The following is a 23605-nucleotide window of genomic DNA, read 5'->3' on the forward strand; positions in this document are numbered from 1 at the left end:
CCATGAATATGTCAAAAATTCCATTAGGTGAATGGGTAGATTCTTTAGTCGATTGGATCACGGTCACATTTGCTGCACTGTTTTCTTTTTTTACAAATGCAATCGATGGACTGTTAAATATTATTGTTGATGTACTAAGTGTAGGTCCCCCAATTGTTTTAATTATTGTGTTAGCCCTATTAGTCGGCTATACAAGTAAATGGCCATTAGGGATATTTACAATAATTAGTTTGTTATTAGTTGATAATCTAGGTTATTGGAATTCCACGATTCAAACTTTAGCGATTGTTTTAGTATCGGGATTCTTTATCATATTACTTGGTATCCCTATAGGTATATGGTGTGCGCAAAATAAAACCGTACAAAATATCGTTACACCTATTTTAGACTTTATGCAGACAATGCCTGCATTTGTTTATCTCATTCCGTCGATACTATTTTTCGGAATTGGTGTAGTACCGGGTATTGTTGCATCGTTCATTTTTGCGATTGCGCCAGCTATACGCATGACCAACCTAGGTATTCAAGAAGTGCCAAGGGATTTGATTGAGGCATCAGATGCATTCGGTTCAACATCTAGTCAAAAATTATTTAAAGTCCAATTACCATTAGCAACACCAACCATTTTAGCTGGGATTAACCAAAGTATTATGCTTGCCCTTTCAATGGTTGTTACTGCTTCACTAGTTGGTGCGCCTGGACTTGGTGCAGACGTTTACCGTGCAGTTAGTCAGATAAATGTTGGACAAGGTTTTGAAGCAGGCCTATCCATAGTCTTTATTGCCATTATTTTAGACCGCATTACTCAAAACATTCGCAAACCCGCATATGAAAAACTAGTAAGTCGTAAAATTGTCCTTAGTATAGTCGGTATCCTCATTGTTGTTGCCGCACTCTTTAACACCTTTGCAAAAGAGGAAGCTATAACAGGTACTGGTTCTGCGATTGGTGAATCTACAAATTATAAAATCATCGGAATCGAACCAGGTGCTGGATTAATGGCACAAGCAAAAACTGCGATGAAAGATTATAAATTAGACAATTGGACTCTAGTTGAAGGTTCAGCTGCCGCAATGGTTGCTGAATTGAAAAAAGCGTATTCAAAGAAAGAGCCCATTATTATTACAGGTTGGTCCCCTCACTGGATGTTCGCTTCCTTTGATTTGAAATATCTCGATGATCCAAATGGGACATTTGGTGGCTCAGAAGAAATTAATACACTTGTTCGAAAAGGACTAAAAGAAGATGCTCCAGGTGCCTATACAATACTTGATCAATTTGCTTGGGATACGAGCGACATGGAGAAAGTGATGGTAGATGTCTCAGGTGGGATGGATCCAAAAGATGCTGCTGAAAAATGGATTAAAGCAAATACAGATAAAGTAACTAAATGGACAAAAGGAGCACAGGCGGGTAAAGGTAAAGAAATCAAGCTCGCTTATGTTGCATGGGACACTGAAATTGCTAGTACAAACGTGATTGCAAAAGTACTTGAGCAAAATGGATATAAAGTTACGCTGAGTCAAGTTGAAGTTGGCCCAATGTTTGCAGGTGTTGCAAACGGCAGCGTTGATGCAATGGTCGCTGCATGGCTCCCAAGTACTCACAAAGATTATTATGCATCTTACAAAAAAGGTCTTGTTAATTTAGGACCAAACTTAAAAGGAACAAAAAGTGGTATTGTTGTCCCTAAATATGTAGATATTGATTCGATTGAAGATTTAAAATAGTAGAAACTGAACCCAAAATAGTGGATACTATTTTGGGTTTTTGGTTATTAAAACCTAGTTAGATTATCCGGAATATAAAGTACTGATTTTTCTTTAGGATACGATTTCAATCTTTCTATGCACCGCTCCGATCAGTTCTTTTACCTTATACTGTTCTAGATTAAGGATTGTTTTTACAATTTGTACTCTTTGTTCAAAAGGTAGCTCGTTTGTAAGTGTCATAAATTTTTCAACTAACGTTTCTGTTGAAACAGGATTTTCTGGATCTCCTACTGGATATCGCGTTTTTGCTTTATAAATCGAACCGTCTGTAAAATGAATCGATAAATTTGCACCCCATTCTTTTGGATACGCTGCATCTACTTTTTTATCTACTTGAACTTCAATTTTTTCCAGTATTGCTTGAATAGTTGGATCGTGTAATATTTGTTCAGTAAATGCATGATAACCTCCGCTACCTGTTGATAGTGCAAGTGCTGCACAAAACTGAATACTGAATTTAGCAGCATAAATCGTATCAGGTGATGGATTATTTGTAATATCTAGCGCTGTCTTATATGTTGAAATGACTATTTTCTCTATAGTTCTGATATTCACATCATGCACTTTATGATATTCAACTAGTAAATCCATTACAGGATGTGTATGGCGGCAAGATGCGTGCACTCTAAATGAGTTTTCAATAATTTTAAAGCTATCTCCAATACCTGCTGTCATTTTGGATACGTCATACTGTTCACTCATCGCTTCAAAAAAGCCGCGGCTTCCTTCTAAAATTTTCTTCGCACCGGTAAAACCTTTTTGTGCAAGTAAACAACTTAATACGCCGTGCATTGCTGCTTTTCCTGGATGAAGTTGCTTTGACATTGCCCCATCCTCTATAAATTCCCAAAGACCTGCTGCTTGTGTACCTGCACTACCTAATGCATCGACAATTTGATTTTCATTTAACTCCAATAGTTTTGCTACAGCCGCTGTCGCTCCATAAGTTCCGCATGTAGCTGTATTATGGAAGTAATAATAATGCGATGGTGACACTGTTTCTCCAATTCGATAAGCCACTTCATACCCTGCTACAATAGCAGTGATGAGGGCCTTACCAGAAAGCCTTTTCCATTCAGCAACTGCGATTGCTGCTGGCATCACAACTGTTGCGGCGTGTACTATAGAAGTTTTATGAATATCATCAAGCTCAATAAAATGACTTGCCGCACCATTTAATAAGGCTACGTTCACTACTGAATTTTTAGCATTAGTAACTGTTGTTGCTTGCGATGCACCACCCATTTCACGAATGAGTTCATCAATCATTTGAATCGGTACCCCGTCTCGCCCTTTAAGAGCAGTTGTATAATAATCTAGAATACAGCGTTTTGTATATGAAACGACTTCCTTTGGTAGCTGGTCATATGTTAAACCTATAACGTAGTCTGCAATTTGATAGCTTAATCCCACACATTCGCCCCCTAATCACTGTTTCAAAGCCTTCGGTAATATCTTCAAGAGAAATAATTTTCGACATGAGCTCAACTAAAGACAAGTATCCTATCTCCAAGGGATTCTTCTAAAAATGTCCTTAGCTCATCTGCTATAAACACCGTATTTCTCCCTCACTTTCCTGTGAAAAGTGGTGCTCTTTTTTCATTAAATGCATGTACACCTTCAAGCCGATCATCTGAATTAACTGCTAAATTATAAATCTCTATTTCTCGTTTTCTTGCTTCACTATTTTGTAACGCACCTAATGTATTTGCATTCATCTTACAACCTTGCACACCTAAGGGCGCATTTTTTGCAATTTTATTTGCAAGCCTTAGAGCTGTTTGGAACAATTCTTCTGGAGGGACAACTGCATTAAGTAAGCCAGTATCATGTGCTTCATCTACTCCAAAAATTTCACCTGTAAATAACCATTGTTTTGCTTTATGTAATGGCACTCGTTTCGGCAAAAGGCGAGAACCACCACACCCAGGCATAATACCACGTGTTACTTCTGGTAAACCAAATTTCGCATTTTTTGCAGCAACAATTAAATCACAATTGAGTGCTAATTCAAAACCACCAGCCAAAGCATAGCCATTTACTACTGCAATTGTTGGTTGTGGTAAATCCTCAAGAGCATAAAACAACTGCTCAAATAATTCATGTTGTGTCTTCCACCCCTCCCGAGAGAGTCCGTTACGTTCCTTTAAATCTGCCCCTGTACAAAAAGCTTCATTATTTGAGGAAGTTAAAAGTACGACTCTAATGGACGAATCAGTTGACACAACTTTTAAAAGTGACAACATATACTCTGCCATCTTTGTATTAAATGCATTGAGCATTTTTGGTCGATTTAAAGTTATGTTTAAAACCTGTCCATTGTCTCCTACTATTTCCGTTAATATGACATTCATGATTACACTCCTTCATTTACTAAAATTGAAGCGCGAGTTACTTCACGGTTTGCGGACGTATCCAGTGCTTTCGCAATATCAGTTAATGTGTCGTCACATGCGAGCATGTCATTGAATGGATAAATTTAACTATTATTACTTAAAAATGTCAGATCTTTGCAAATACCAAGGATTGTAATTGAAATACACCTAGTATTTGAATGTTTTTCCTTGTCATTAGTCCAAATCAAGTTCTGTCAGCTTTCCTGGTGAGATATTACCAATACTACTTTCACTAGCACACTACCTTGTTCAGCTTATGGAAAATCACATTCCTAGAAGACAAGTTGCTCAGGCTCTGTCATTAACTCAACTTTCCCTTTCATAGTAACCCCACCTTTTCTTTCATTTACATCTTATTAATTCTATTTCTATAAGATAAAAAAAATGAGCATCTTAAGTTTAATTATCAATAAATTTATTGATAATGCATGATGAATGCCCTTTCAAACTATTTTTCTTGCCTTTTAGCTATTAAACCCTTAAATTTTGACTGAACAATATGAAATAAGTGCAGATTTATACACTTTTAGAGCATTATTTGCTGTCTTGTTAAGAGTTCCATGATATACTAGAAGCATTGTGAAAAAAGGAGGAACTTACATGATTCAAGTAAGTAATGTAGGTCTTCGCTATGGCGACCGTAAATTATTTGACGACGTAAATATTAAATTCACACCAGGTAACTGTTACGGCCTAATCGGAGCAAACGGTGCTGGTAAATCGACATTTTTAAAAATTTTATCAGGTGATATCGAGGCACAAGATGGCCACGTATCTATGGGCAAAGACGAACGCCTTTCTGTATTAAAGCAAAATCACTTCGAATACGATGAATTTAACGTTTTAGATACAGTTGTTATGGGGAACAAACGTCTTTGGGAAGTAAAAGCTGAAAAAGATGCAATCTACGCAAAAGAAGAATTTTCTGATGAAGACGGCATGCGTGCTGCTGAATTAGAGGGTGAATTTGCTGACCTAAATGGTTGGGAAGCTGAATCTGAAGCGGCAACATTATTAAACGGTTTAGGAATTGGCGACGATCTTCACTATATGCTTATGGCTGACCTAGAAGGTTCTGACAAAGTTAAAGTATTATTAGCACAAGCCCTATTTGGTAAGCCTGACGTTCTATTACTAGATGAGCCTACCAACCACCTTGACTTAAAAGCAATCCAATGGTTAGAAGAATTTTTAATCAACTTTGAAAATACGGTTATTGTTGTATCCCATGACCGTCACTTCTTAAACAAAGTATGTACACATATCGCTGACCTTGATTTCTCTAAAATCCAATTATATGTTGGTAACTATGACTTCTGGTATGAGTCTAGTCAATTAGCACAAAAAATGATGTCAGACCAAAACAAGAAGAAAGAAGAGAAGATTAAAGAGCTACAAGCATTCGTTGCTCGATTCTCTGCGAACGCTTCTAAATCTAGCCAAGCAACTTCTCGTAAAAAAATGTTGGATAAAATCGAGCTTGATGATATTAAACCATCTAGCCGTAAATATCCATTCATCAACTTCCAAACAGGTCGTGAAATCGGTAATGACGTGTTAACTGTTGATAGTCTAGCAGCAAGTCACGAAGGCGAAACTCTATTTAAAGATATTCGTTTCTCAATGAACAAAGAAGATAAAATCATTTTATTAGGTAGCCCGCAAGCAAAAACTGCTCTTCTTGATATCCTAATGGAAGAAAAAGAAGCAGATGCTGGTACATTTAAATGGGGTGTTACTACATCTCAAAGCTACTTTGAAAATGATCACGATAAATACTTCGGTGGCACAGAGAGATCATTAGTAGAATGGTTACGCCAATATTCTCCAGAAGACGAAACAGAAAGCTTCTTACGTGGATTCTTAGGTCGTATGCTATTCTCTGGTGAAGAAGTGAAGAAATCTCCTTCTGTATTATCAGGTGGAGAAAAAGTTCGTTGTATGCTATCGAAAATGATGCTTGCCTCTGCAAACGTTATTTTACTTGATGAGCCTACTAACCACCTTGACCTTGAGTCAATCCAAGCACTAAATGAAGGTTTAATTCGCTTCAAAGGTGCTATGATTTTCACATCTCATGACCATCAGTTCATCCAAACAATTGCTAACCGCGTAATTGAAATCCGTGAAGACGGTTCAATTTTAGATAAGCAATTAACTTATGATGAATATTTAGAGTGGAAAGAAAAAGAAGGATTAAAATAATCCTTTTAACAGTCCAATCCCCGTACTCCCCAATTAAATTGGAGCGTACGGGGATTTTTTATGTCTAGTTTCTTTTTATCACTCCTGACTCCCCTCTCAATTCAGTCTTTTTATTTTTATACAGGATAAATCTGTTTTTCCGAAGCTTACTGCTCGCTTTCCGCGGGAGTCGAACGGACGTCTCCAAACCAAAAAAAATTCGACCTTCTACTTTTCTATTGACTCATTCAAAAATCTATCATTTTTCTCAATGTAGTCGCTGCGTTTGATTCGTTTATAGCGTCTAAGCAATTTTCCACCGCAAATGTGCGAATGCTACGTTCATCTGTATCAAAAGCAAGTGTATCCAAGAAATATAAACAGTGTAATTAAACAGAGCGTAAGAATAATCTTGACTTACTTAATTTTTATACTGCCTACTGAACAAGAAATTATCAATTCCCTATCCCGATTGGAAGGTTGAATTAATTTTTGACCAGCACCATGATTAGTTATTAAATCTGTCGATACTTTACCATTCTCAGAAACAATCTTGCCATTTTTTGTTGCGATTTTTAAACTTAGATCAGCCATTTCTATGTCACTTGGCAGTGTTATTTTCACATGACCATTAGACAATCTAATCGTATTTTTCCCCTTAATATCAGTAAATTCCAAACTGTTTAGATTACCTGTTCTGTTCTTAATGTTTACTTCCGCATCGACAGATCCTATATTTATTGAGCCATTTTTCGCTTCTACATCTAATTTGTTACCTTTAAAAGAATTAATATTGATTTTCCCTACACTCGAATTAAGTTTTAACCGATTTACTCCACTTAAATTTTTTACATCAATGTTCCCATTTTTTGTATTTATTTGTACCTCTTCTAGCAATCTAGGTGGAATATTTAATAGCAATTTACCTCTTTTTGTAGAACCAGGTATAACGGTCATCCACCTTTTTTGAAGTGCACGTATCTTTATTATTGCTTGATCTTTGTCATAAACTATATTCATATCAGGGGTTCCCACTAATGATCTCTGTCCTGCATACTGCACATTTAAATCGGAATCACTAGTAACAATAACAACGTTCGAAATATCAGCATCAACAAAGATCTTTTTCACATTTTCCAAATCACTGTTATACATAACTTCTTTTTTATTCAAATTTAAAGAAACCAACGAGCCAGCTATTATCAAAATCAAAACCCCAATCATCCATTTTATTATTTTCATATTCTTCTCCTTATTTAGAATTAGTAATAAACATTTTAATTTCAACCAAAAAATATTTTAGTTACTAAAATATCTACTTATTATAATATTAAACAATGATAATAAATGTCAATTTTTTTATTAAAGGGCTATATTAATTAACTACATTGATATTTGATATGAGCAAATATACGTTGGTAACCTCAAAAAGATCTTCAATCATAAAAGACTTTAAGATTAACATTATTCTATTAGCCAAAAATATTAAGCAGATTAGAATTAATTCGTTTAGACTGTAGATAAGACCGTTGATTCCCGCTACGGTGGACGCTTTCCGCGGGCGGACGCCAAGTCGCTTCGTCGCTATGCTCCTGCAGGGCCTTGGACGGTCTCGCTTTTCCCGCTGGAGTCGCCACCTCCGCTCCAATCAACTACAATGTAAAGCCTGGAAGAAATCAAATTGAAATGATTGCTCCAGGTCCACTAATATCTCAAGAACATTTTATGGGGAAAGTTGAGAAAAAAAGTGCCCCAATGAACTCTCAAAGAGGATTTTATCTATAAAGGAGGATCTTAAATAACCAAAATATATAAAAATAACAAAAGACATTCAGGATGTGAGTATCCTGAATGCCTTTTTTAGGTATGATCAATATTCAATTTTTGCAAATAGCTTATTTATCTCTACTAACGTACTTGATATTTGCTCAATCTTTTCTTTTGAGAATTTAGAGAAAATGGCTTCCACTCTTTGTTCACCTTTTTTAGTAAGAGATACCCTTACAACTCTTCTATCATCTTTAATTCTTATTCTTTCTACATAATCTAAATTTTCAAGTTTATCGCACATATTCGTTGCTGCCCCAGGTGTTAGCATAAAGGCTTCAGAGATATCAGTAATTTTCATATGTCTGAATAATTTTAGTCTCAGTAGTAATAAGATTAAATTTTCCGAGAGACTCTCATCATGAGTAAGTACCTTCATAAACTCATTTGATTTATTTTGAATATTAAACATTTCTTCCATTAGATTACGTATAGCATCTTCTAAAGATTTTTCCATCTCAATCATCCCTTAGACAATTTTAGTCATTAAAATATAGATTAACTAAAAAATTCAATAACTATATAGGTATTATACAGTCCCCAGGAATAATATGCTAATCATTATAAAATAGATGTTATGTTATGTTATATCATTTCCTTCTTTTTCTTGTATGGTCTTAGTCCTATATTACGAATAAGAAGTTAGATATACAAGTCTAATTTCAGGCAAATAGATATTTGTGCAAACTATTTACGAAACTCACCTTTCAACTTCCTTAATGTATAATTCGATTTAAAATCTTTTAAATTAATAAAACGAATATTTCGAACTTGTTCTTTATTCAATATATTAAATACCTTTTCAGTAATTATTATATTACCATACCAATTGTCAAAATAAAAAATATCACTACCGTCCCACTGATTTTCATTTACACTAAGACCATCTCCAATATCTTCTAGAAACCTATTACAACTTTCACAATAAAGTATTACATTTCCCTTTAGATTATGTAAAAACCCACCATTCCCAATAGGTTCAAATCTACATAATTTATGCTTTTTATTCTCCATTTCAAAATCAGTATATTTGCATTCGATATCTATTTGATATTATTCTCACTTAATATTTCATATACATTATTACTGAGAATATTATATGGCGGTACATCATAAAAATCAGTGATATTTTTGATTGGAAAATATACTTTTAATCTTGTCATTAAGAATGGGTGTCTCCCATTGCATTTACTACATATTTCTATTCTATAATCATCGAATGTATTGATTTGTTTTTCGTTAAAGTAATTATCAGATCTCATTATATAGAACTCCATAATACCCTCCCACTATTTCTTAGGTTTTGCTTGCCTATTAGATATTCCAGCAGCTTCTACCATTTCACTAAGTTGTAATTCTATTTCTTCTGGACTTGCAGTAGGATTATCTTTAATAAAATCTCTCCAAACAGAAGACCAATTTTCCGCTTATTATGTATTACAATATTATATTAACATAATTTTATAGTGTTAAACTTAAACTAAATGTTCTTACACTTATTTTAAGTCTTTATATAACAGATTCTCATATCTAAAAGATAATCGGAACCGCCAATATTTATGTGTAAATGGGCATTTCTTTTACTTGTAGGGGCTCTTTTATCTACGACGTAAATTTCAGATGAGATCTATGGATTACTCCCCCTTCTCATTGAATTAGGGTAATATAAAAAGCCACATCTACTTGATGTGGCTTAAATCATTAATCGTCTATTCCGACAATCTCAGAGATATGTGCAATTGAAATGGTTGTAAATTCATCTAAATCAAGATATTCATAATTTTCTACCGATTCACTTAAATAATTTTCGTAAAACTCATCGGGAGATTCATCAACTACATATGTATTCCCGTTCCCCATAATGACCAATGATTTCTTCATATCTCTTCCTCCTTACAACATATTATTAATACTATATGCTAGTAATCGAGAGGTTCATGCCACATTTGACAAGGATTATTATTTAAAGCTTTATGCCGTCAAATTCACACTATCAACTTACAAAGTATCTGGATTTTGTATTCTACTACACTAAAATAACCTAAATATGCTGTTCAGTTACTTTAAAATCCATTTAATTTATCTTTCTTGATTATCATAATATGTTTTATCAGCTTGATTTTGATCTGTCCCTTTTAAGTAGCCTAATATTACTTTTGGATTTTTCAATAAACCCCAATCGCCATAAGCATCAAATCTTCTACACGATGTAATCATTGCATTTTTTATAGTTCCGAACTTTTTATTATTTTTCTTCCCCCACTTTTTCAACCGCATTGCAAAATCTGCATCTTCTGACATGAACATTTTTTCATTAAATCCGTTGATTGCTTCGAAATCTTTTTTATAGCACCAAAAAATCCCGACAGAAATAGCTCCATACTTAAAAAGTAATGGAATTATTATCAATATAGCTGAAACGATAATTCCTAAAGAAACCCTTTCAAACTTCCCATTAACCCCACCGCCAATATATTTTCCTGATGATAAATATTTGTCTACATTAAACAACAAATCCTCTGTCATCTGGGTATCAGCATCAATCGTTATGATTATTTCACCTTGTGCTATTGCAGCACCCGCATTACGGATTTTAGATAAGTTTTTATCACCATTTTTTAATGTAATGCAATTATAAGACTTTGCTATTTCCTCCGTTTTGTCTGTACATCGATTTAATACAACAATTACTTCAATTTGATCTGCATAATCTTTTGAGGCTTTTTTAATTGAATCCAGGCATTTTCCAATGTATTTCTCTTCGTTATGTGCAGGGATTATTACGGAGAACTTTATATTCTCTTTAGCTTTTCCTTTCAATGTTTGATTTGAACTCATCATACTTCATCTCCTTTAATATTTGTTGTCTCTTTATTATCTATAATAGAGTAAATACTTTTAGTTATGTATGTTGTTATTTACAAATTTATGTATAATATCTATTTATTTGTACTTAAACTACAATTCTAGATTTATAGGAGTAAAACGTATAAGCAATTCTTATGAGTGTTTATAATTTTAATCACATTTTCTTATCAAACAATTTTAGTTAAAATGTTGTTATAACAGTACAGGGGGGGATATACAATGTCATTTGTATTCAAATCAATTGCCCATATTCAACTAGCTGCGCCTAAGAATTCAGAAACTGAAGCAAAAAGATTTTTTGGTGATATTCTAGGATTTCGAGAAATAGAAAAACCAGAACTGTTAAAGAAAAGGGGCGGTGTTTGGTTTGAATTTGCTCACTGCCAAATCCATATAGGAATTGAAGAACCGTTTGCTCCAGCTAAAAAGGCACATCCCGCTTTTGAAGTAGAAAATATTGAAGCTCTAAAAACACATTTATCAAAAAACGAAGTTAATTTTATTATTGATAAAGATTTACCAGGCGCAAATAGAATTTATATTAATGACCCATTTGGTAATCGAATAGAGATATTAGAATGGCTTTGATAGCCATTAATTTCCCATTGCACAAATTCTTTTGACATTATTTCGTATTTCGTTATAATAAATATAATTTAACTGAAGATTTTAAAAGCTATGATAAGAAAGAGTAACATAAGCAGAAGCAAACAGAAAGTAGTCGTATGATGAGAGGCGTGTGTAGAGTTTATGAGAATACGTCTTGGAGCTGTGTACCGAAATTCAGTAGGCTACACCGGGGTTGCAACCGTCATTACAGTAGCGGTATCGCGAATCGGCGTACCTACAGAGGGTAGTTAGGTAAGTAGTTATTAATAAAGGTGGTAACACGTGTATAATGTGTCCTTTAGTTTTTTTACTAAAGGGCTTTTTATTTTACTTATAAGGAGAGAAAGAAATGTTTTTAGTACCTGAAGGAGAAATTACCGATTTTAAAGGGAGTTCAAACTGGTTTCTTTTTGTTTTTCTTGACATAAAAAGGGGTAATCCCTCAGCCAATTTTCCATGGTTTTTGGGACAGCCTAATCCTTTAACTGATAGAAAACCTGTTCAATTTTGCCTCAGTACCAAGCATGACAGTGTTAAGCTCATTCCCTCGGCTACCTTGTCCCCTTCTGAAATAGAGACTGCGTAAAAAATTCTTGCTGTTCACGCGAGCGATCACCTGACTGCGACTTCTCGGTAAATTACAGCATTTCGCTAAGCCGCTAATCCAATCAGCAATTTCTTGATATGGAAGTAACTCTTTGTCAATCATCGTATCCACGATGTTGACCAACCGCTCATCATCCTCATCGCTAAAAATGTGTCTACCATTATGAAGCATGCCAGAAATAGCGACAAGAACCTCACGCAGCATTGCGACGCTAATTTCCTCGCACTGCACCAGCTCGACAAAAACATCCGCACCGTGAGACGCACTGTGAGCCCAGCCTCCTACTGAAAGGTAACCTCGCAGATCCTTCTCCTCTTTATAATAACGGAGCATTGCATGCATTAATTGCTCAATTTCCTCTTGATTGAGAAATGGATTCTGTCTATGGCGTTGCACAATCAAAGCGATAGGCAAGGCAGAGAACGTCCTCGTAAAAACTGACTGATCATCCTCGCTGCCAATATTATAGAACAAATGGTTCTCATCAGTCAGAACAGATAAGAGGCTACGCAACTCCTCTTCACTGAACCTATTCTCTTCCTTAATCCACATATAAAACATCGGATAAATCAGATTATCCCGTAATTCTGGCTGAGGATCGCCAATATATTGAAGTAAAAAAGGTAAGAAATCTTTATGTTGCTCACCTTCGCGTAACTGATACTCATCCTTCTCAATTCTTTGCAAATCCAGCATCAATTTGGTCCTTATATCGCTCATTTTCCCATCCCTCTCATAATTTTTTCACTTCCCTCGCCGAGATCATGAGTAGCGGAAATTCTGCTTATTCCTATCTCAGTCCAACACATGCGAGACATTTGATCATGGATTCCATAGTTACAACATGCTTGTATTTCCCATATTTTAAATAAGTAATGAATTATAACAAACTAATAAAAAGAGTAAGTTTTCAAACAAATTGTTCAAAACTTACTCTCTATATTAATAAAATCTATTTTGAACTTTTACAGAAGCCAAGTAGATTATATAAACTACTAGCTCTTAGTTATTGGATACAACCAATTTAATTTTTGGAGATCGATAAGCTACAAAAAACCAGCTAATATTAACGATTATAGCAGCTAAACAAATAGCTACAACGACTAAAATTTCAAGAATCATATTTTGAACAAAACCTAGGAAAATCACAGCCCCAATTGTAGTTGTAAATATTAGTATGCCGAAGCCACAAAGGATTGCCATTACGAATTTCATCGCATTTATCCCTGCTACGAAGAGAATTACAGGCAATAGATAGCAGAACAATATCATCACCATGCCTAACCACATACCTACCGTGCCAAATTTATTGGCATTCTGGCCCAAATCAGAGATAGGTGTAAGTGAACTTACGACTAGTAAAGCACAAAAAAGGATTGCAGAAATAAGCGTCATTACAATAACGCTTTTTTTATTGACCATTAGTATTTCTAACCCCCTTATTTTATAAAATATCTTTAATTTATAGGTAGATACATAACATCTTCGTCATCATACACCTCTCTTGTTTGAAGAAAACCAAATTTTTCATATAAATATCGCGCATTACTATTTTCTTTATGAACTGTTAAACGAATTTCTTTACAAATATCAAATCGATTTTCTATCCACTTAACTATTTCAGCTAATGCTGCTTCACCATAACCTCGTCGTTGATATTTGTCATCAACAATAAACCCGTTTATCCAATACATATTCGTCGTATTCTCTTCAAAAGCATGCATTATGAAACCTACCATTTGCTCATTGTCATAAATGGCGAATGGTATATATTCAACTGAATCACCATCTGGTTTGATATATACTTTAGCTAAAGATACTGCAACTGATGGTACAAAATTCGTCTGTTCATTTTTAACACTTAACTTCAGTGCTTCTTCCCAATTTTCTCTCGTTACGGGTTTTAATTGTACTTTTATATAAATCACCTCTATGTCAATTTAATTAATAAGCATTTGCATTTTCACTACTTCTTATATCCATAATACACAAATCGAGTAACAATATTCTATATAAATTCAATAAATTCCCTCTGATTAATTATGTTATAAGAAAATTGTCCGTAACGAATATCAAAGTTCTATCGAAGAAATTGCTCAAACCATTACGTCAGTTTACTTCGAAGGTTTGTATTTGTAATTATATTAATGATGCTATATTTGGTAGTTCGAAAAATAATCCAGTCACCCTTTTGCTATAAGCTTATGGTTAGTTCAGCTCTTGCCAGTCCATTTTGCTGTGCATAGGCGACGTCCTTTGAAATTCGCTGAATGAACTTCATCGAATTGCTTTCCATTTATGTGATATAACCGTTGAAATGCCAATAGCCTGTTCAAAAAATTGCAGCATTTTACGCTCAGCCTCTGCCATTTTAAAAAAAGCATTTGCTTGTTTGTTTATGATATGTTTTGCTTCATCTTTTGATTTTGGAAAGAAAGAGGTTTCGGCAATTTCATAAAATTGCTCCATGATAATCTCCATTAATACAATTAAAAGATCCTCTTTTCCTTTAAAATGAATATAAGCAGTTCCATAATCGATGTTTGCCTTTTTGATCATTTGAGAAATAACCTCAGCATGAAAACCTTCTTCAAGAAAAATTTCCTTTGCAACTCTAATAGCTTTTGACGTGTCATAATTGAGCGCAAGTGTTGTTTATCCCCTACTTTACCATTATCCATTCCTATTCCTCCCCTTATCCTCTAGCATAAATCCCCCCCCAAAACAAAAAACATTTATTAGAAAAAATCACTCCGATATTTTAATGTTAATAATTTTCTGAATTGACTTATTGACATTGTGTCATATTCTTTGGTACGATTCCTTGGAATATTCAGACAAATTAATTTAGGAGGATCATTATGGTTTCAAAATACACTTTGGATTACGCAAAACAACTGGATGAGAAAGATATCCTTAAAAGTTTTCGAGACGAGTTTTATTTAAAGCCAGATGGCATTTATATGGATGGAAACTCATTGGGACTTCTTTCGAAAAGAGCTGAGCGTACTCTTTTGGAATCTTTAGAGGATTGGAAAAAATACGGGATTGACGGATGGACTCAAGGGAATCACCCATGGTTTTACATGGCAGAGAAATTGGCCGTAAAGATGGCACAATTAGTTGGCGCATCTCACGAGGAAGTTATTGTAACCGGGTCTACAACTGTAAATCTGCATCAACTTGTAGCTACTTTTTATAAACCGGAAGGAATACGCACAAAAATACTAGCAGATGAACTAACTTTTCCGACTGATATTTATACTCTTCAAAGTCAACTGTCTATACATGGATACGACCCGCAAACCAATCTCATTCGTGTGAAAAGTCGCGATGGCCGATTTCTTGATGAAGATGACATTATCGAAGCAATGACCGATGATATCGCAATGATTATCTTACCAACAGTCCTGTATCGCAGTGGTCAAATTTTAGATATGAAACGCTTAACTGAAGAAGCACATAAAAGAGAAATCATGATAGGATTTGACGGATGTCATTCTATTGGTGCAATCCCGCATTTATTCAGCGAATGGGGCGTTGACTTTGCGTATTGGTGCAATTATAAACATTTAAATGGCGGTCCTGGCGCTGTTGGGGGTTTATATGTAAATAGAAAACATTTTGGAACGATGCCTGGGTTAGCAGGATGGTTCGGGTCCAGAAAAGATAAACAATTTGATATGGAGCATACATTAACACCAGCTGAATCTGCGGGCGCATATCAAATCGGAACACCTCATGTTTTAAGTTGTGCACCCTTGATTGGGTCTTTAGATATTTTCATAGAAGCAGGAATCGAAAATATTCGAGAAAAATCTCTTAAAATCAATCAATATTTAATAGATTTAGTGGAATTAGAGTTGGAAAACATGGGATTTTTCATTGGAACTCCTAGAGAAGACATACGTCGCGGAGGTCATGTGAGCCTTGAGCATAAAGAAGCTGCACGCATTTGTAAGGCATTGAAAGAAAACGGTGTCATTCCGGATTTCCGAGCACCAAACATCATCCGTCTTGCTCCAGTTGCACTATACACTTCCTACGCAGAAGTTTGGAAAGTGGTACAAATACTTAAGAATATCATGTCCGAAAAAAAATATGAAAAGTTCAAGAATGAACGAGAAGTAGTTGCATAATGTAGTATCCACCAAAGGACAGTTTACAAGTTTCTGAATCATGCTTTAATTAGGGATTCCTCATCATTGAAGCGGAAGATTCTCTGGATGTGAAGAATAAATAGAGTGAAATGATGGAAAGCAATTTATATTTGAAAAGTGAGGGGATCGCAGAATGAAGAGTCAGGATAATAATGAACAAACAATCTCTGGGATAGAGAAAGAAATTCAAACTGATTTTCAAAAATCGATGTCTTACGGAGATTATCTCCACCTTGATAAAATTTTATCTAGTCAGTGTAGACTTTCAGACCATCACGATGAAATGCTTTTCATCATTATCCATCAAGCAAGTGAGTTATGGATGAAGCTCATTTTACATGAGTTGGCAGCTGCTACTGAGTGTATACGCCAAAATAAGCTGGAACCCTCGTTTAAAATGTTGTCGCGTGTTTCGAGAATTCAACAGCAATTGATTCAGTCATGGAGTGTCCTTTCAACTTTGACACCTTCTGAATACATGGAATTTAGGGATAAGCTGGGCCACTCTTCTGGATTCCAATCTTATCAAAATCGTTTGATTGAATTTGCATTAGGAAACAAAAATGTCCATATGCTATCAGTCTATCAACATCAGAAAGAACTATCTGAGCAAATGCTGCAGGCCCTTCATGAGCCAAGTATTTATGACGCAGCGATTAAAGCCCTTGTAGCACGTGGATTACCTATAGATAAAGAAGCTATTAGCAGGGATTTTTCACAAAAATATGAACCAAATACTAGTGTCGAAGAAGCATGGCTGACAGTTTATCGCGATGTCGAGCAGTATTGGGATTTATATGAATTGGCTGAGAAGTTAGTAGACATTGGCAATCAACAACAATTATGGCGTTTTAATCATGTAAGTACAGTAGAAAGAATTATTGGTCATAAACAAGGAACTGGTGGATCATCAGGTGTTACGTATTTAAAAAGAGTACTGGATCAACACTTCTTCCCAGAACTATGGAGTCTAAGAACAAAGCTATAAGAAGAAATAAATAGGTTTTTCTTTTAAAAGAACGGCAAAAAAATAATAGCCAAAAGAGATGGAGGTAAGGTGCATGGGTATATGGATTGATATTTCACAACGTCTTGATGAAAACATTGTAGTATGGCCTGGAGATACACCATTCTCATACAAAGTCAATTGGAGTAAAGTAGAGAGTGGCTCTGTCAATGTAGGTCAAATCAATATGAGTTTACACACTGGTACTCATATTGATGCACCTTTTCATTTTGATAACGATGGAAAAAGAGTAATTGATCTGGATCTCGATTTATATATAGGGAATGCAACAGTCATCTATTTACCGAACAGAACTAGCATTGGCGTAAATGAATTATCCAACCTAGATCTACAAGGCGTGACGCGACTGTTAATCCGCACAGATGCATGGAAGAATCGAAGCGTGTTTCCACAAACCATTCCTCATATCCAACCAGAATTAGCGGCATATCTTTCAGAACTGGGTGTTCGTCTTATTGGCCTTGATTTACCTTCAGTAGATCCACTTGATAGTAAAGAATTGTCTGCGCATCATGAACTTGCCGGTTATAAAATTCACATTTTGGAGGGGCTTGTATTAGATGAGATTGGACCAGGAAATTATGAGTTGGCAGCCCTCCCACTTCCATTGGTTGAAGCAGATGGAAGTCCGGTACGTGCTGTATTGAAAAAGTTACCCTAAAAAGAAATAAGACTTGAAATGTATGTATTGAGTTAAAATCTTTCATAAGAACGAGCCGGGTCACGAAAATGATTTGGCTTGTTTAATTTATTTTGGTCCATTAAATACTGACAACTCGAACATTCGTTTAAGTCCATCAGTAAAGGTAAATAGATTACCCTGAATTATTCACGCTTGTTCGAAATTACTCATTTAACCAATTTCCATTGTTCTCGACTCATTTTGAGCAGTGTCTCTTTGTTTCAGTTCCTTGAAAGTGGCATTTCGCGATGAAGTATCTTGAAAATAACGATTTTAGGCAGACCTTTCGCTTGGTTGCGAAATCGTTTTTTGAAAATGGATATAATTGGTGGTCTATTCGAATTTTAATTGCTGAATTCGGGTGAGTATCTTCCAAAAGAATTCTTGGTACACAAAACTGGAAGATAACTTGAAGTAAAGGGATCGTCCTGACTTCACTAATTTACTAGCGACTTTCACAAGACGTGTACGAATGGTCTGAATTTGCATCTGCTTTTGTCTTTTTGGAAAAGAAATGGTGCGTAACCAATTCGTGAAATTATAAGCAAGGAGACTCAGCATCGCCTTAGCCTCGTTTACTTGGAAAGAATGGCTAGTCATTTTATCTAACCCAAAACCGTTTTTTGCTTCTTTGATATAGTTCTCCATTGTGCCTCTTTTTTGGTATGTACGAACAATAGCCTCCGGAGTGAAAGCTTCTACTAAATTAGTCACAAAAAATGTATGGGTAAAGAACAGTTCACCCGCCGGACGCTGGGATTGGATCGCTACTTTTCTTGGTTTAGACCATGATTTTGCTTGATAGATCATTTCCTCAAAATGGTATTCGGTTTTTGTGCTATCAGAAGGCGCAGTGGAAGGCTGGTATTCCTCAGCTAGTCGTTGTAAAACGGCATTTGATTTTAAACGAATCACGTAATAAACCGATTCCTTTTCACAAATATCATACAAAGCAGGTACCGCAAAACCACTATCTCCACGAATACACGGAGTCGTCTCTGGAAAGTATTCATTGTAATGTTCAATCAACGGTCGGATAAAATCTACGACACCATTCGAAGTATAGACGTTGCCAGGACGAAGCTGAGCTTTCAGAAAATCACCTGTTACACCATCAAAAGCAACTAATGGATGAAAACCGACTGTTTTATAATGCGTATTGTAGGCAGTTGATTCTTGATTGCCATAGGTATCTGCATGCGTAGAATCCAAATCGAAGATAATGGCTTTTGATTTTCTATACGTATGTACTTTATCAAGTAGTTCTTGATTGGCCTGTTGTAATTGTGCAATAGATTTTGCGTCAAAGCGTTCCCAAAAACGAGATAAACTCGGTTGAGAAGCTAACGCAGGGACACCTACTATTTGCGTGAAAACAGGGTCCTCTGTCAATCGGTCCGCTGCATCATCTTCTGGATAACCAGCGATTATTTGATAAATCTTTTGACGAAGCAAGTTTTCATTGGCATGAATAAAAAAAGAGCGTGTGTCATGTAAATGGAGATTCTTTGCCAAAGTTTGAGAAACACCATGCTTCCTGTATCGGAAGAAAGAGCCCCTCCATCATTCGATAATTTAATACGACGATTGAAATGTAGGTTCATTTGCGGTAAAGTAGCCATTATAAGAATCCTTTCTGAAGTTATTTTGTCGTGATTTAACCTTAGCAGAATAGGATTCTTTTTTCATTTATTTCATGTATAAATATTTGGTGAAAAAGACGATGAACTTGGCTTTAGAAGCTTATCTAGATAAAACGGTGAATAATTCAGGCTTATAACTCTAAATGAGTAATTTTTAATACAAATATTACTATATAAAATGCAATGACTGGTACCTTATGCCACTTGAAGCTCATTTTTGATTTGTTCAAGTGGTGTGCCGTCTGTTGTTGCTACGTAGAATGTATGGCAAAGGTAAAAGGTGTGTCGTGCAAATTTCAAGAAGTTAAACAAAAGAGGTGGTGGAATACATCTCCCACCACCACATTTCACAGAGAACCAATTAATGTTTTATAGCCTCTTGTCCTCGAATATTCCAAGTGATTGCGAATAAGATAATTGCTAAAACACAAGAACCCGTTAATAACATAAATCCTCCATCCCAACTTGAAAATTGAACAACATACCCAAGTAAGGCATTAGCCATTACTGCTCCACCTAAATAACCAAATAAACCCGTTAATCCAGCTGCAGTACCTGCAGCTTTTTTTGGTACGAGATCAAGGGCTTGTAAACCAATTAACATGACAGGTCCATAAATTAAGAACCCAATCGAGATTAACGCAATATTATCTATCATTGGATTTCCTGCAGGGTTTAACCAATAAACAATAACTGCGATTAATACTCCCGCCATAAATACAGCACCGGCAGGTCCACGACGTCCTTTAAAAACTTTATCGGATATATAGCCACATAAAAGTGTACCTGGAATACCTGCCCACTCATATAAAAAGTAAGCAATACCTGATTCTTTCATATTGAATCCCTTTTCTTCACTTAAGTATATTGGTGCCCAGTCAAGCACACCATAACGTACGAAATAAACGAAGACATTTGCAATTGCAATGGCCCAAACCCATTTGTTATTTAATACGTGTTTGAAAAGGATTTCTTTCGTTGTCAATTCAGTTTCATAGATTGTTTTAGAATTATTCGCGTAATCATTACGATACTCTTCAATCGGAGGTAAGCCAACTGATTGAGGTGTATCACGCATTAAAATAAATGATAATACTGCTCCTAAGATTGCAACTAAAGCTGGTAATATAAATACTCCTTCATAACCTGTATAGGTTGCTCCAAAATATGTCGTAATAATTGAAATTCCACCAATCGCTAGTGGTGCCATTAAGCCACCACCTACATTGTGAGCGACGTTCCAAATTGCTGTTTTACCCCCTCTTTCACTTACACTAAACCAATGGACAAGCGTACGACCTGATGGTGGCCATCCCATTCCTTGGAACCAACCGTTTAAAAATAACATGACAAACATAATCGCAACGGACGATGTAAAGAAGGGGAAAAATCCCATAAATAAGTTAATAATAGCAGATAAAATCAGCCCTGTGAATAAGAAATACCGAGCATTACTACGGTCCGACACTGTTCCCATTACAAATTTACTTATCCCGTATGCAATCGAAATCGCAGACAATACTAGACCTAATTCCCCTGTTGTGAAACCTTTTTCAGTTAAATACGGCATCGCAAGAGAGAAGTTCTTACGAATTAAATAATATGCGGCATAACCAATGAAAATCCCCATGAAAACTTGAAATCTAAGCTTTTTATACTCAGAATCAATCTTGTCTTCAGGTAACCTTTCAACTGGTGGGGCAGACTTAAATAGTTTAAGCATATAGTCCTCCTTTATTTTGAAGTTAACAAGAATTTGATCTTGAATACAGAAAAAAACCCACACTTCAACAGACATACTACCACTTGGAAAGTACCTTTGTAGTGTGAGTCTCCGAATCTCCATCACGTAGTTAACTTGTATATAAAAGTTAAACTTTTTTGGAAACGGTGTCAATATTTTTTTGTGACTATTTTACTTCTATTCTTTTAGTGGGGGTAGCACCACATCCCCATCAAATACAATTACGACTCCTATTCTTTATTTCTTTATTTCTTTATTTGTTTTTCTGTTGATTTACCCCTTTTGGGACACCTATCTTATGGATAACGGAAAATGAATATTAGTTTGTGAATTTTCCAATCACCAATTTAAAATGATCGTTAGTCCACAACAACCATTTTCATTCAAATTAATTCTAATATTGTCTGGTGTATATTTAGTATCGAACGTAATGGTAATCCTGTTGCTGAAATCAATTTATCGACTTCAGTTTTATTCGAAAGTTGTGCAGCATTTATTAAATCATGTGCAAACTGTTCTGACACTGCAATTTTATCTATAAGCAAATGAGCTTGGTGCATAATGTTCTGAATCTCTTTCGCTGATGTCTTGAACTTATGTGTATCTACAGTGGGAAAGGGACTGCTTTGTGTTGAGTTCGTCGGCATTGCTAGGTGTCTAGGAATTTGAGTAGGTGTAGAATGATTTGACATAACCCACTGTGGATAGTGATTTGAATAGAGAAAATACGGATAAGGACTGAAATACAACTGGATTCCTCCTGAAGCTCGACGACAATTTGAAATGGAGAGAGCGCCCAGATTTCACTAATTTACTTGCCACTTTAATCAGACGTGTACGAATTGTTTGGATTTGGAACCCTTTTTGTTTTGGCGGAAATGTCAATGTGCGCAGCCAATTCGTTAAATTATAGGCAAGTAGACTTAACATCATACGCGCCTCATTCATGAGGAAATCATGACTTTTCATTTGATCAAAACCGAAGCCATCCTTAGCTTCTTTAATGAAATTTTCCATCGTGCCTCGCTTTTTGTACGACGTGACAATCGCCTGTGGTGAGAAACTTTCGCTGAAATTTGTCACGAAAAACGCATGTGAAAAGAACAGTTCTCCGGCAGGTCGCGTTGATTGAATGATAATGCGACGTGACGTTGACCAAGAGGACGCCTGATAAATGGATTCCTCAACATAGCTTTCCGTCATCGACACATCGCGAACTTCATGCGCTGGATGAAGTTCTTCTGCGAGTGCTTTCAGTTTGGCGTTCGATTTTAAACGGATGATATAGTAAACAGGTTCTTTTTCACACAGTTCATACAGCACAGGCACCGCAAAACCACTGTCCCCCCCGTATAAGAGTAGAGGTTTCAGGGAACTTTTCGTTGTAGTGTTCGATTAAAGGTCGCATAAAATCAACCACACCATTCGACGTATACACACTACCGGGTCGTAATTGCGCTTTCAAAAAATCACCTGTCAGCCCATCAAATGCGACAAGTGGGTGGAAGCCCAACGTATAAAAAGAAAAAACACATATTAGCCATCACTAATATGTGTTTTTCTTCTCTATGGATTATTAGAAGGCGAGATTTATCGCTTCCATTAACAATAACTCGGATGATGTGATTAAATTACAATTCCAGACTACTTTAGTCATCGACAAGATTCCACGTTATGAATTATTTTGGTTCAATAATAGCAAAATAATTATCTTCAACATCCGCAAAGTTAAATACTTTACCATGAGGTAATTCAATGATTGCTCCTACTTTTACGCCTTTTTCTTGTAAATTTTGATAGTCTTTTTCAAGATCATTTGAATAAAGCAAAACAGATGGTGTACCTAAATGCAATTCCGGACTCATCTTAGCTATAAATTCTTTATCATGCAAAACAAAGCTAGTTTCGCTACCCACTGTTGGTGCTAGCTCAACCGATAAAGGTTCGCTACTTTTTTGTCGAACGACAAAATTCAATTTATCCTCCCAAAAAGTTGCAACTGCTTCAACATCTTTTACATATAGCATTACTTGTCCAATTTTGTTAATCATAACGCACCTCCTATATGATTAAAATAGTATAACAT

Annotated in this window: 20 protein-coding genes and 2 pseudogenes; 6 read left to right on the top strand and 16 right to left on the bottom strand. The window is 35.6% G+C overall.

Annotated features, from left to right (window positions below; translation table 11 throughout):
• Positions 1 to 2 precede the first annotated feature (2 nt).
• The gene (locus ACQKMD_RS09165; protein ID WP_427751354.1) at positions 3 to 1730 is read left to right on the top strand and encodes a glycine betaine ABC transporter substrate-binding protein; all 1728 of its coding nucleotides are present in this window, start codon (positions 3 to 5) and stop codon (positions 1728 to 1730) included.
• Between the two features lie 93 nt (positions 1731 to 1823).
• Here ACQKMD_RS09165 and ACQKMD_RS09170 read toward each other — a convergent pair whose 3' ends face one another.
• Together ACQKMD_RS09170 and ACQKMD_RS09175 are read right to left on the bottom strand one after the other, a co-directional pair.
• Positions 1824 to 3185, bottom strand: coding sequence for an MmgE/PrpD family protein (locus tag ACQKMD_RS09170; protein ID WP_427751356.1), 1362 nt, complete (start codon positions 3183 to 3185; stop codon positions 1824 to 1826).
• A gap of 155 nt (positions 3186 to 3340) precedes the next feature.
• Positions 3341 to 4126, bottom strand: coding sequence for an enoyl-CoA hydratase/isomerase family protein (locus ACQKMD_RS09175; protein WP_427751358.1), 786 nt, complete (start codon positions 4124 to 4126; stop codon positions 3341 to 3343).
• 642 nt (positions 4127 to 4768) lie between these two features.
• On the opposite strand from ACQKMD_RS09175, the gene ACQKMD_RS09180 reads away from it, so the two are divergent.
• Positions 4769 to 6373, top strand: coding sequence for an ABC-F family ATP-binding cassette domain-containing protein (locus ACQKMD_RS09180; RefSeq protein WP_427751360.1), 1605 nt, complete (start codon positions 4769 to 4771; stop codon positions 6371 to 6373).
• 396 nt (positions 6374 to 6769) lie between these two features.
• Here the strand turns inward: ACQKMD_RS09180 and ACQKMD_RS09185 are convergent, their stop codons facing one another.
• From ACQKMD_RS09185 to ACQKMD_RS09200, 4 genes are all read right to left on the bottom strand, one after another.
• Complete coding sequence (locus ACQKMD_RS09185; RefSeq protein ID WP_427751362.1) at positions 6770 to 7594, bottom strand: DUF4097 family beta strand repeat-containing protein; 825 nt, start codon at positions 7592 to 7594, stop codon at positions 6770 to 6772.
• A 628-nt stretch (positions 7595 to 8222) separates the two neighbouring features.
• Entirely contained in the window at positions 8223 to 8636 is a 414-nt protein-coding gene (locus ACQKMD_RS09190; RefSeq protein WP_427751364.1) for a MarR family winged helix-turn-helix transcriptional regulator, read from the bottom strand.
• Positions 8637 to 9880: 1244 nt separating this feature from the next.
• Positions 9881 to 10060: a hypothetical protein gene (locus ACQKMD_RS09195; RefSeq protein ID WP_427751366.1), complete on the bottom strand. Its 180-nt coding sequence runs from the start codon at positions 10058 to 10060 to the stop codon at positions 9881 to 9883.
• A gap of 198 nt (positions 10061 to 10258) precedes the next feature.
• A complete protein-coding gene (locus ACQKMD_RS09200; protein WP_427751367.1) occupies positions 10259 to 11020 on the bottom strand; it encodes a glycosyltransferase in 762 nt (253 codons plus the stop codon).
• A gap of 246 nt (positions 11021 to 11266) precedes the next feature.
• Between ACQKMD_RS09200 and ACQKMD_RS09205 the strand changes: the two genes are divergently transcribed.
• The gene (locus tag ACQKMD_RS09205) at positions 11267 to 11635 is read left to right on the top strand and encodes a VOC family protein (RefSeq protein ID WP_427751369.1); all 369 of its coding nucleotides are present in this window, start codon (positions 11267 to 11269) and stop codon (positions 11633 to 11635) included.
• Between the two features lie 502 nt (positions 11636 to 12137).
• Here ACQKMD_RS09205 and ACQKMD_RS09210 read toward each other — a convergent pair.
• The 5 genes from ACQKMD_RS09210 to ACQKMD_RS09230 form a co-directional block, all read right to left on the bottom strand.
• Positions 12138 to 12983, bottom strand: coding sequence for a DUF2785 domain-containing protein (locus ACQKMD_RS09210; protein WP_427751371.1), 846 nt, complete (start codon positions 12981 to 12983; stop codon positions 12138 to 12140).
• 282 nt (positions 12984 to 13265) lie between these two features.
• Positions 13266 to 13685 (bottom strand): DUF5391 family protein, encoded by a 420-nt coding sequence (locus tag ACQKMD_RS09215; RefSeq protein WP_427751373.1) that lies wholly within the window; start codon positions 13683 to 13685, stop codon positions 13266 to 13268.
• A gap of 35 nt (positions 13686 to 13720) precedes the next feature.
• Positions 13721 to 14182 carry a GNAT family N-acetyltransferase gene (locus ACQKMD_RS09220; RefSeq protein WP_427751442.1) on the bottom strand — a complete coding sequence of 154 codons (462 nt, stop codon included), beginning with the start codon at positions 14180 to 14182 and terminating at the stop codon, positions 13721 to 13723.
• Between the two features lie 358 nt (positions 14183 to 14540).
• Positions 14541 to 14822, bottom strand: a complete 282-nt coding sequence (locus ACQKMD_RS09225) for a hypothetical protein (protein ID WP_427751375.1) — start codon at positions 14820 to 14822, stop codon at positions 14541 to 14543.
• Positions 14819 to 14944, bottom strand: a complete 126-nt coding sequence (locus ACQKMD_RS09230; protein ID WP_427751377.1) for a hypothetical protein — start codon at positions 14942 to 14944, stop codon at positions 14819 to 14821. Before ACQKMD_RS09230 ends, ACQKMD_RS09225 begins: the two co-directional genes overlap by 4 nt.
• Before the next feature lie 180 nt (positions 14945 to 15124).
• Here ACQKMD_RS09230 and kynU point away from each other — a divergent pair, with 180 nt between their 5' ends.
• The 3 genes from kynU (at position 15125) to kynB (ending at position 18111) form a co-directional block, all read left to right on the top strand.
• A complete protein-coding gene (gene kynU / locus ACQKMD_RS09235) occupies positions 15125 to 16402 on the top strand; it encodes a kynureninase (protein ID WP_427751379.1) in 1278 nt (425 codons plus the stop codon).
• A gap of 154 nt (positions 16403 to 16556) precedes the next feature.
• On the top strand, positions 16557 to 17411 hold the full coding sequence (gene kynA / locus ACQKMD_RS09240) for a tryptophan 2,3-dioxygenase (RefSeq protein WP_427751381.1): 855 nt from the start codon (positions 16557 to 16559) through the stop codon (positions 17409 to 17411).
• A 73-nt stretch (positions 17412 to 17484) separates the two neighbouring features.
• Positions 17485 to 18111 carry an arylformamidase gene (kynB, locus tag ACQKMD_RS09245; protein ID WP_427751382.1) on the top strand — a complete coding sequence of 209 codons (627 nt, stop codon included), beginning with the start codon at positions 17485 to 17487 and terminating at the stop codon, positions 18109 to 18111.
• A 354-nt stretch (positions 18112 to 18465) separates the two neighbouring features.
• Here kynB and ACQKMD_RS09250 read toward each other — a convergent pair.
• The 5 genes and pseudogenes from ACQKMD_RS09250 to ACQKMD_RS09270 all read right to left on the bottom strand — a co-directional run bounded on the left by ACQKMD_RS09250 (position 18466) and on the right by ACQKMD_RS09270 (position 23570).
• A pseudogene (locus ACQKMD_RS09250) lies at positions 18466 to 19754 on the bottom strand (IS1380 family transposase).
• A gap of 382 nt (positions 19755 to 20136) precedes the next feature.
• On the bottom strand, positions 20137 to 21498 hold the full coding sequence (gene glpT, locus ACQKMD_RS09255) for a glycerol-3-phosphate transporter (protein ID WP_427751383.1): 1362 nt from the start codon (positions 21496 to 21498) through the stop codon (positions 20137 to 20139).
• 404 nt (positions 21499 to 21902) lie between these two features.
• Positions 21903 to 22079: a hypothetical protein gene (locus ACQKMD_RS09260; RefSeq protein WP_427751385.1), complete on the bottom strand. Its 177-nt coding sequence runs from the start codon at positions 22077 to 22079 to the stop codon at positions 21903 to 21905.
• Positions 22080 to 22176: 97 nt separating this feature from the next.
• Positions 22177 to 23035 (bottom strand): annotated as a pseudogene (locus tag ACQKMD_RS09265) (IS1380 family transposase); the annotation flags it as partial.
• 163 nt (positions 23036 to 23198) lie between these two features.
• Positions 23199 to 23570, bottom strand: coding sequence for a VOC family protein (locus ACQKMD_RS09270; protein WP_427751387.1), 372 nt, complete (start codon positions 23568 to 23570; stop codon positions 23199 to 23201).
• Positions 23571 to 23605: the final 35 nt, after the last annotated feature.

The organism is Viridibacillus sp. NPDC096237 (assembly GCF_050278625.1).
In the GTDB taxonomy this organism is placed as follows: Bacteria; Bacillota; Bacilli; order Bacillales_A; family Planococcaceae; genus Viridibacillus.

Excerpts from the sequence above, each read along its gene's own strand:
- ACQKMD_RS09165 (WP_427751354.1), top strand. The coding sequence starts at position 3 with ATGAATATGTCAAAAATTCCATTAGGTGAATGGGTAGATTCTTTAGTC.
- ACQKMD_RS09175 (WP_427751358.1), bottom strand. The coding sequence starts at position 4,126 with ATGAATGTCATATTAACGGAAATAGTAGGAGACAATGGACAGGTTTTA.
- ACQKMD_RS09180 (WP_427751360.1), top strand. The coding sequence starts at position 4,769 with ATGATTCAAGTAAGTAATGTAGGTCTTCGCTATGGCGACCGTAAATTA.
- ACQKMD_RS09185 (WP_427751362.1), bottom strand. The coding sequence starts at position 7,594 with ATGAAAATAATAAAATGGATGATTGGGGTTTTGATTTTGATAATAGCT.
- ACQKMD_RS09190 (WP_427751364.1), bottom strand. The coding sequence starts at position 8,636 with ATGGAAAAATCTTTAGAAGATGCTATACGTAATCTAATGGAAGAAATG.
- ACQKMD_RS09195 (WP_427751366.1), bottom strand. The coding sequence starts at position 10,060 with ATGAAGAAATCATTGGTCATTATGGGGAACGGGAATACATATGTAGTT.
- ACQKMD_RS09200 (WP_427751367.1), bottom strand. The coding sequence starts at position 11,020 with ATGATGAGTTCAAATCAAACATTGAAAGGAAAAGCTAAAGAGAATATA.
- ACQKMD_RS09205 (WP_427751369.1), top strand. The coding sequence starts at position 11,267 with ATGTCATTTGTATTCAAATCAATTGCCCATATTCAACTAGCTGCGCCT.
- ACQKMD_RS09210 (WP_427751371.1), bottom strand. The coding sequence starts at position 12,983 with ATGAGCGATATAAGGACCAAATTGATGCTGGATTTGCAAAGAATTGAG.
- ACQKMD_RS09215 (WP_427751373.1), bottom strand. The coding sequence starts at position 13,685 with ATGGTCAATAAAAAAAGCGTTATTGTAATGACGCTTATTTCTGCAATC.
- ACQKMD_RS09225 (WP_427751375.1), bottom strand. The coding sequence starts at position 14,822 with ATGATCAAAAAGGCAAACATCGATTATGGAACTGCTTATATTCATTTT.
- ACQKMD_RS09230 (WP_427751377.1), bottom strand. The coding sequence starts at position 14,944 with ATGGATAATGGTAAAGTAGGGGATAAACAACACTTGCGCTCAATTATG.
- kynU (WP_427751379.1), top strand. The coding sequence starts at position 15,125 with ATGGTTTCAAAATACACTTTGGATTACGCAAAACAACTGGATGAGAAA.
- kynA (WP_427751381.1), top strand. The coding sequence starts at position 16,557 with ATGAAGAGTCAGGATAATAATGAACAAACAATCTCTGGGATAGAGAAA.
- kynB (WP_427751382.1), top strand. The coding sequence starts at position 17,485 with ATGGGTATATGGATTGATATTTCACAACGTCTTGATGAAAACATTGTA.
- glpT (WP_427751383.1), bottom strand. The coding sequence starts at position 21,498 with ATGCTTAAACTATTTAAGTCTGCCCCACCAGTTGAAAGGTTACCTGAA.
- ACQKMD_RS09260 (WP_427751385.1), bottom strand. The coding sequence starts at position 22,079 with ATGCACCAAGCTCATTTGCTTATAGATAAAATTGCAGTGTCAGAACAG.
- ACQKMD_RS09270 (WP_427751387.1), bottom strand. The coding sequence starts at position 23,570 with ATGATTAACAAAATTGGACAAGTAATGCTATATGTAAAAGATGTTGAA.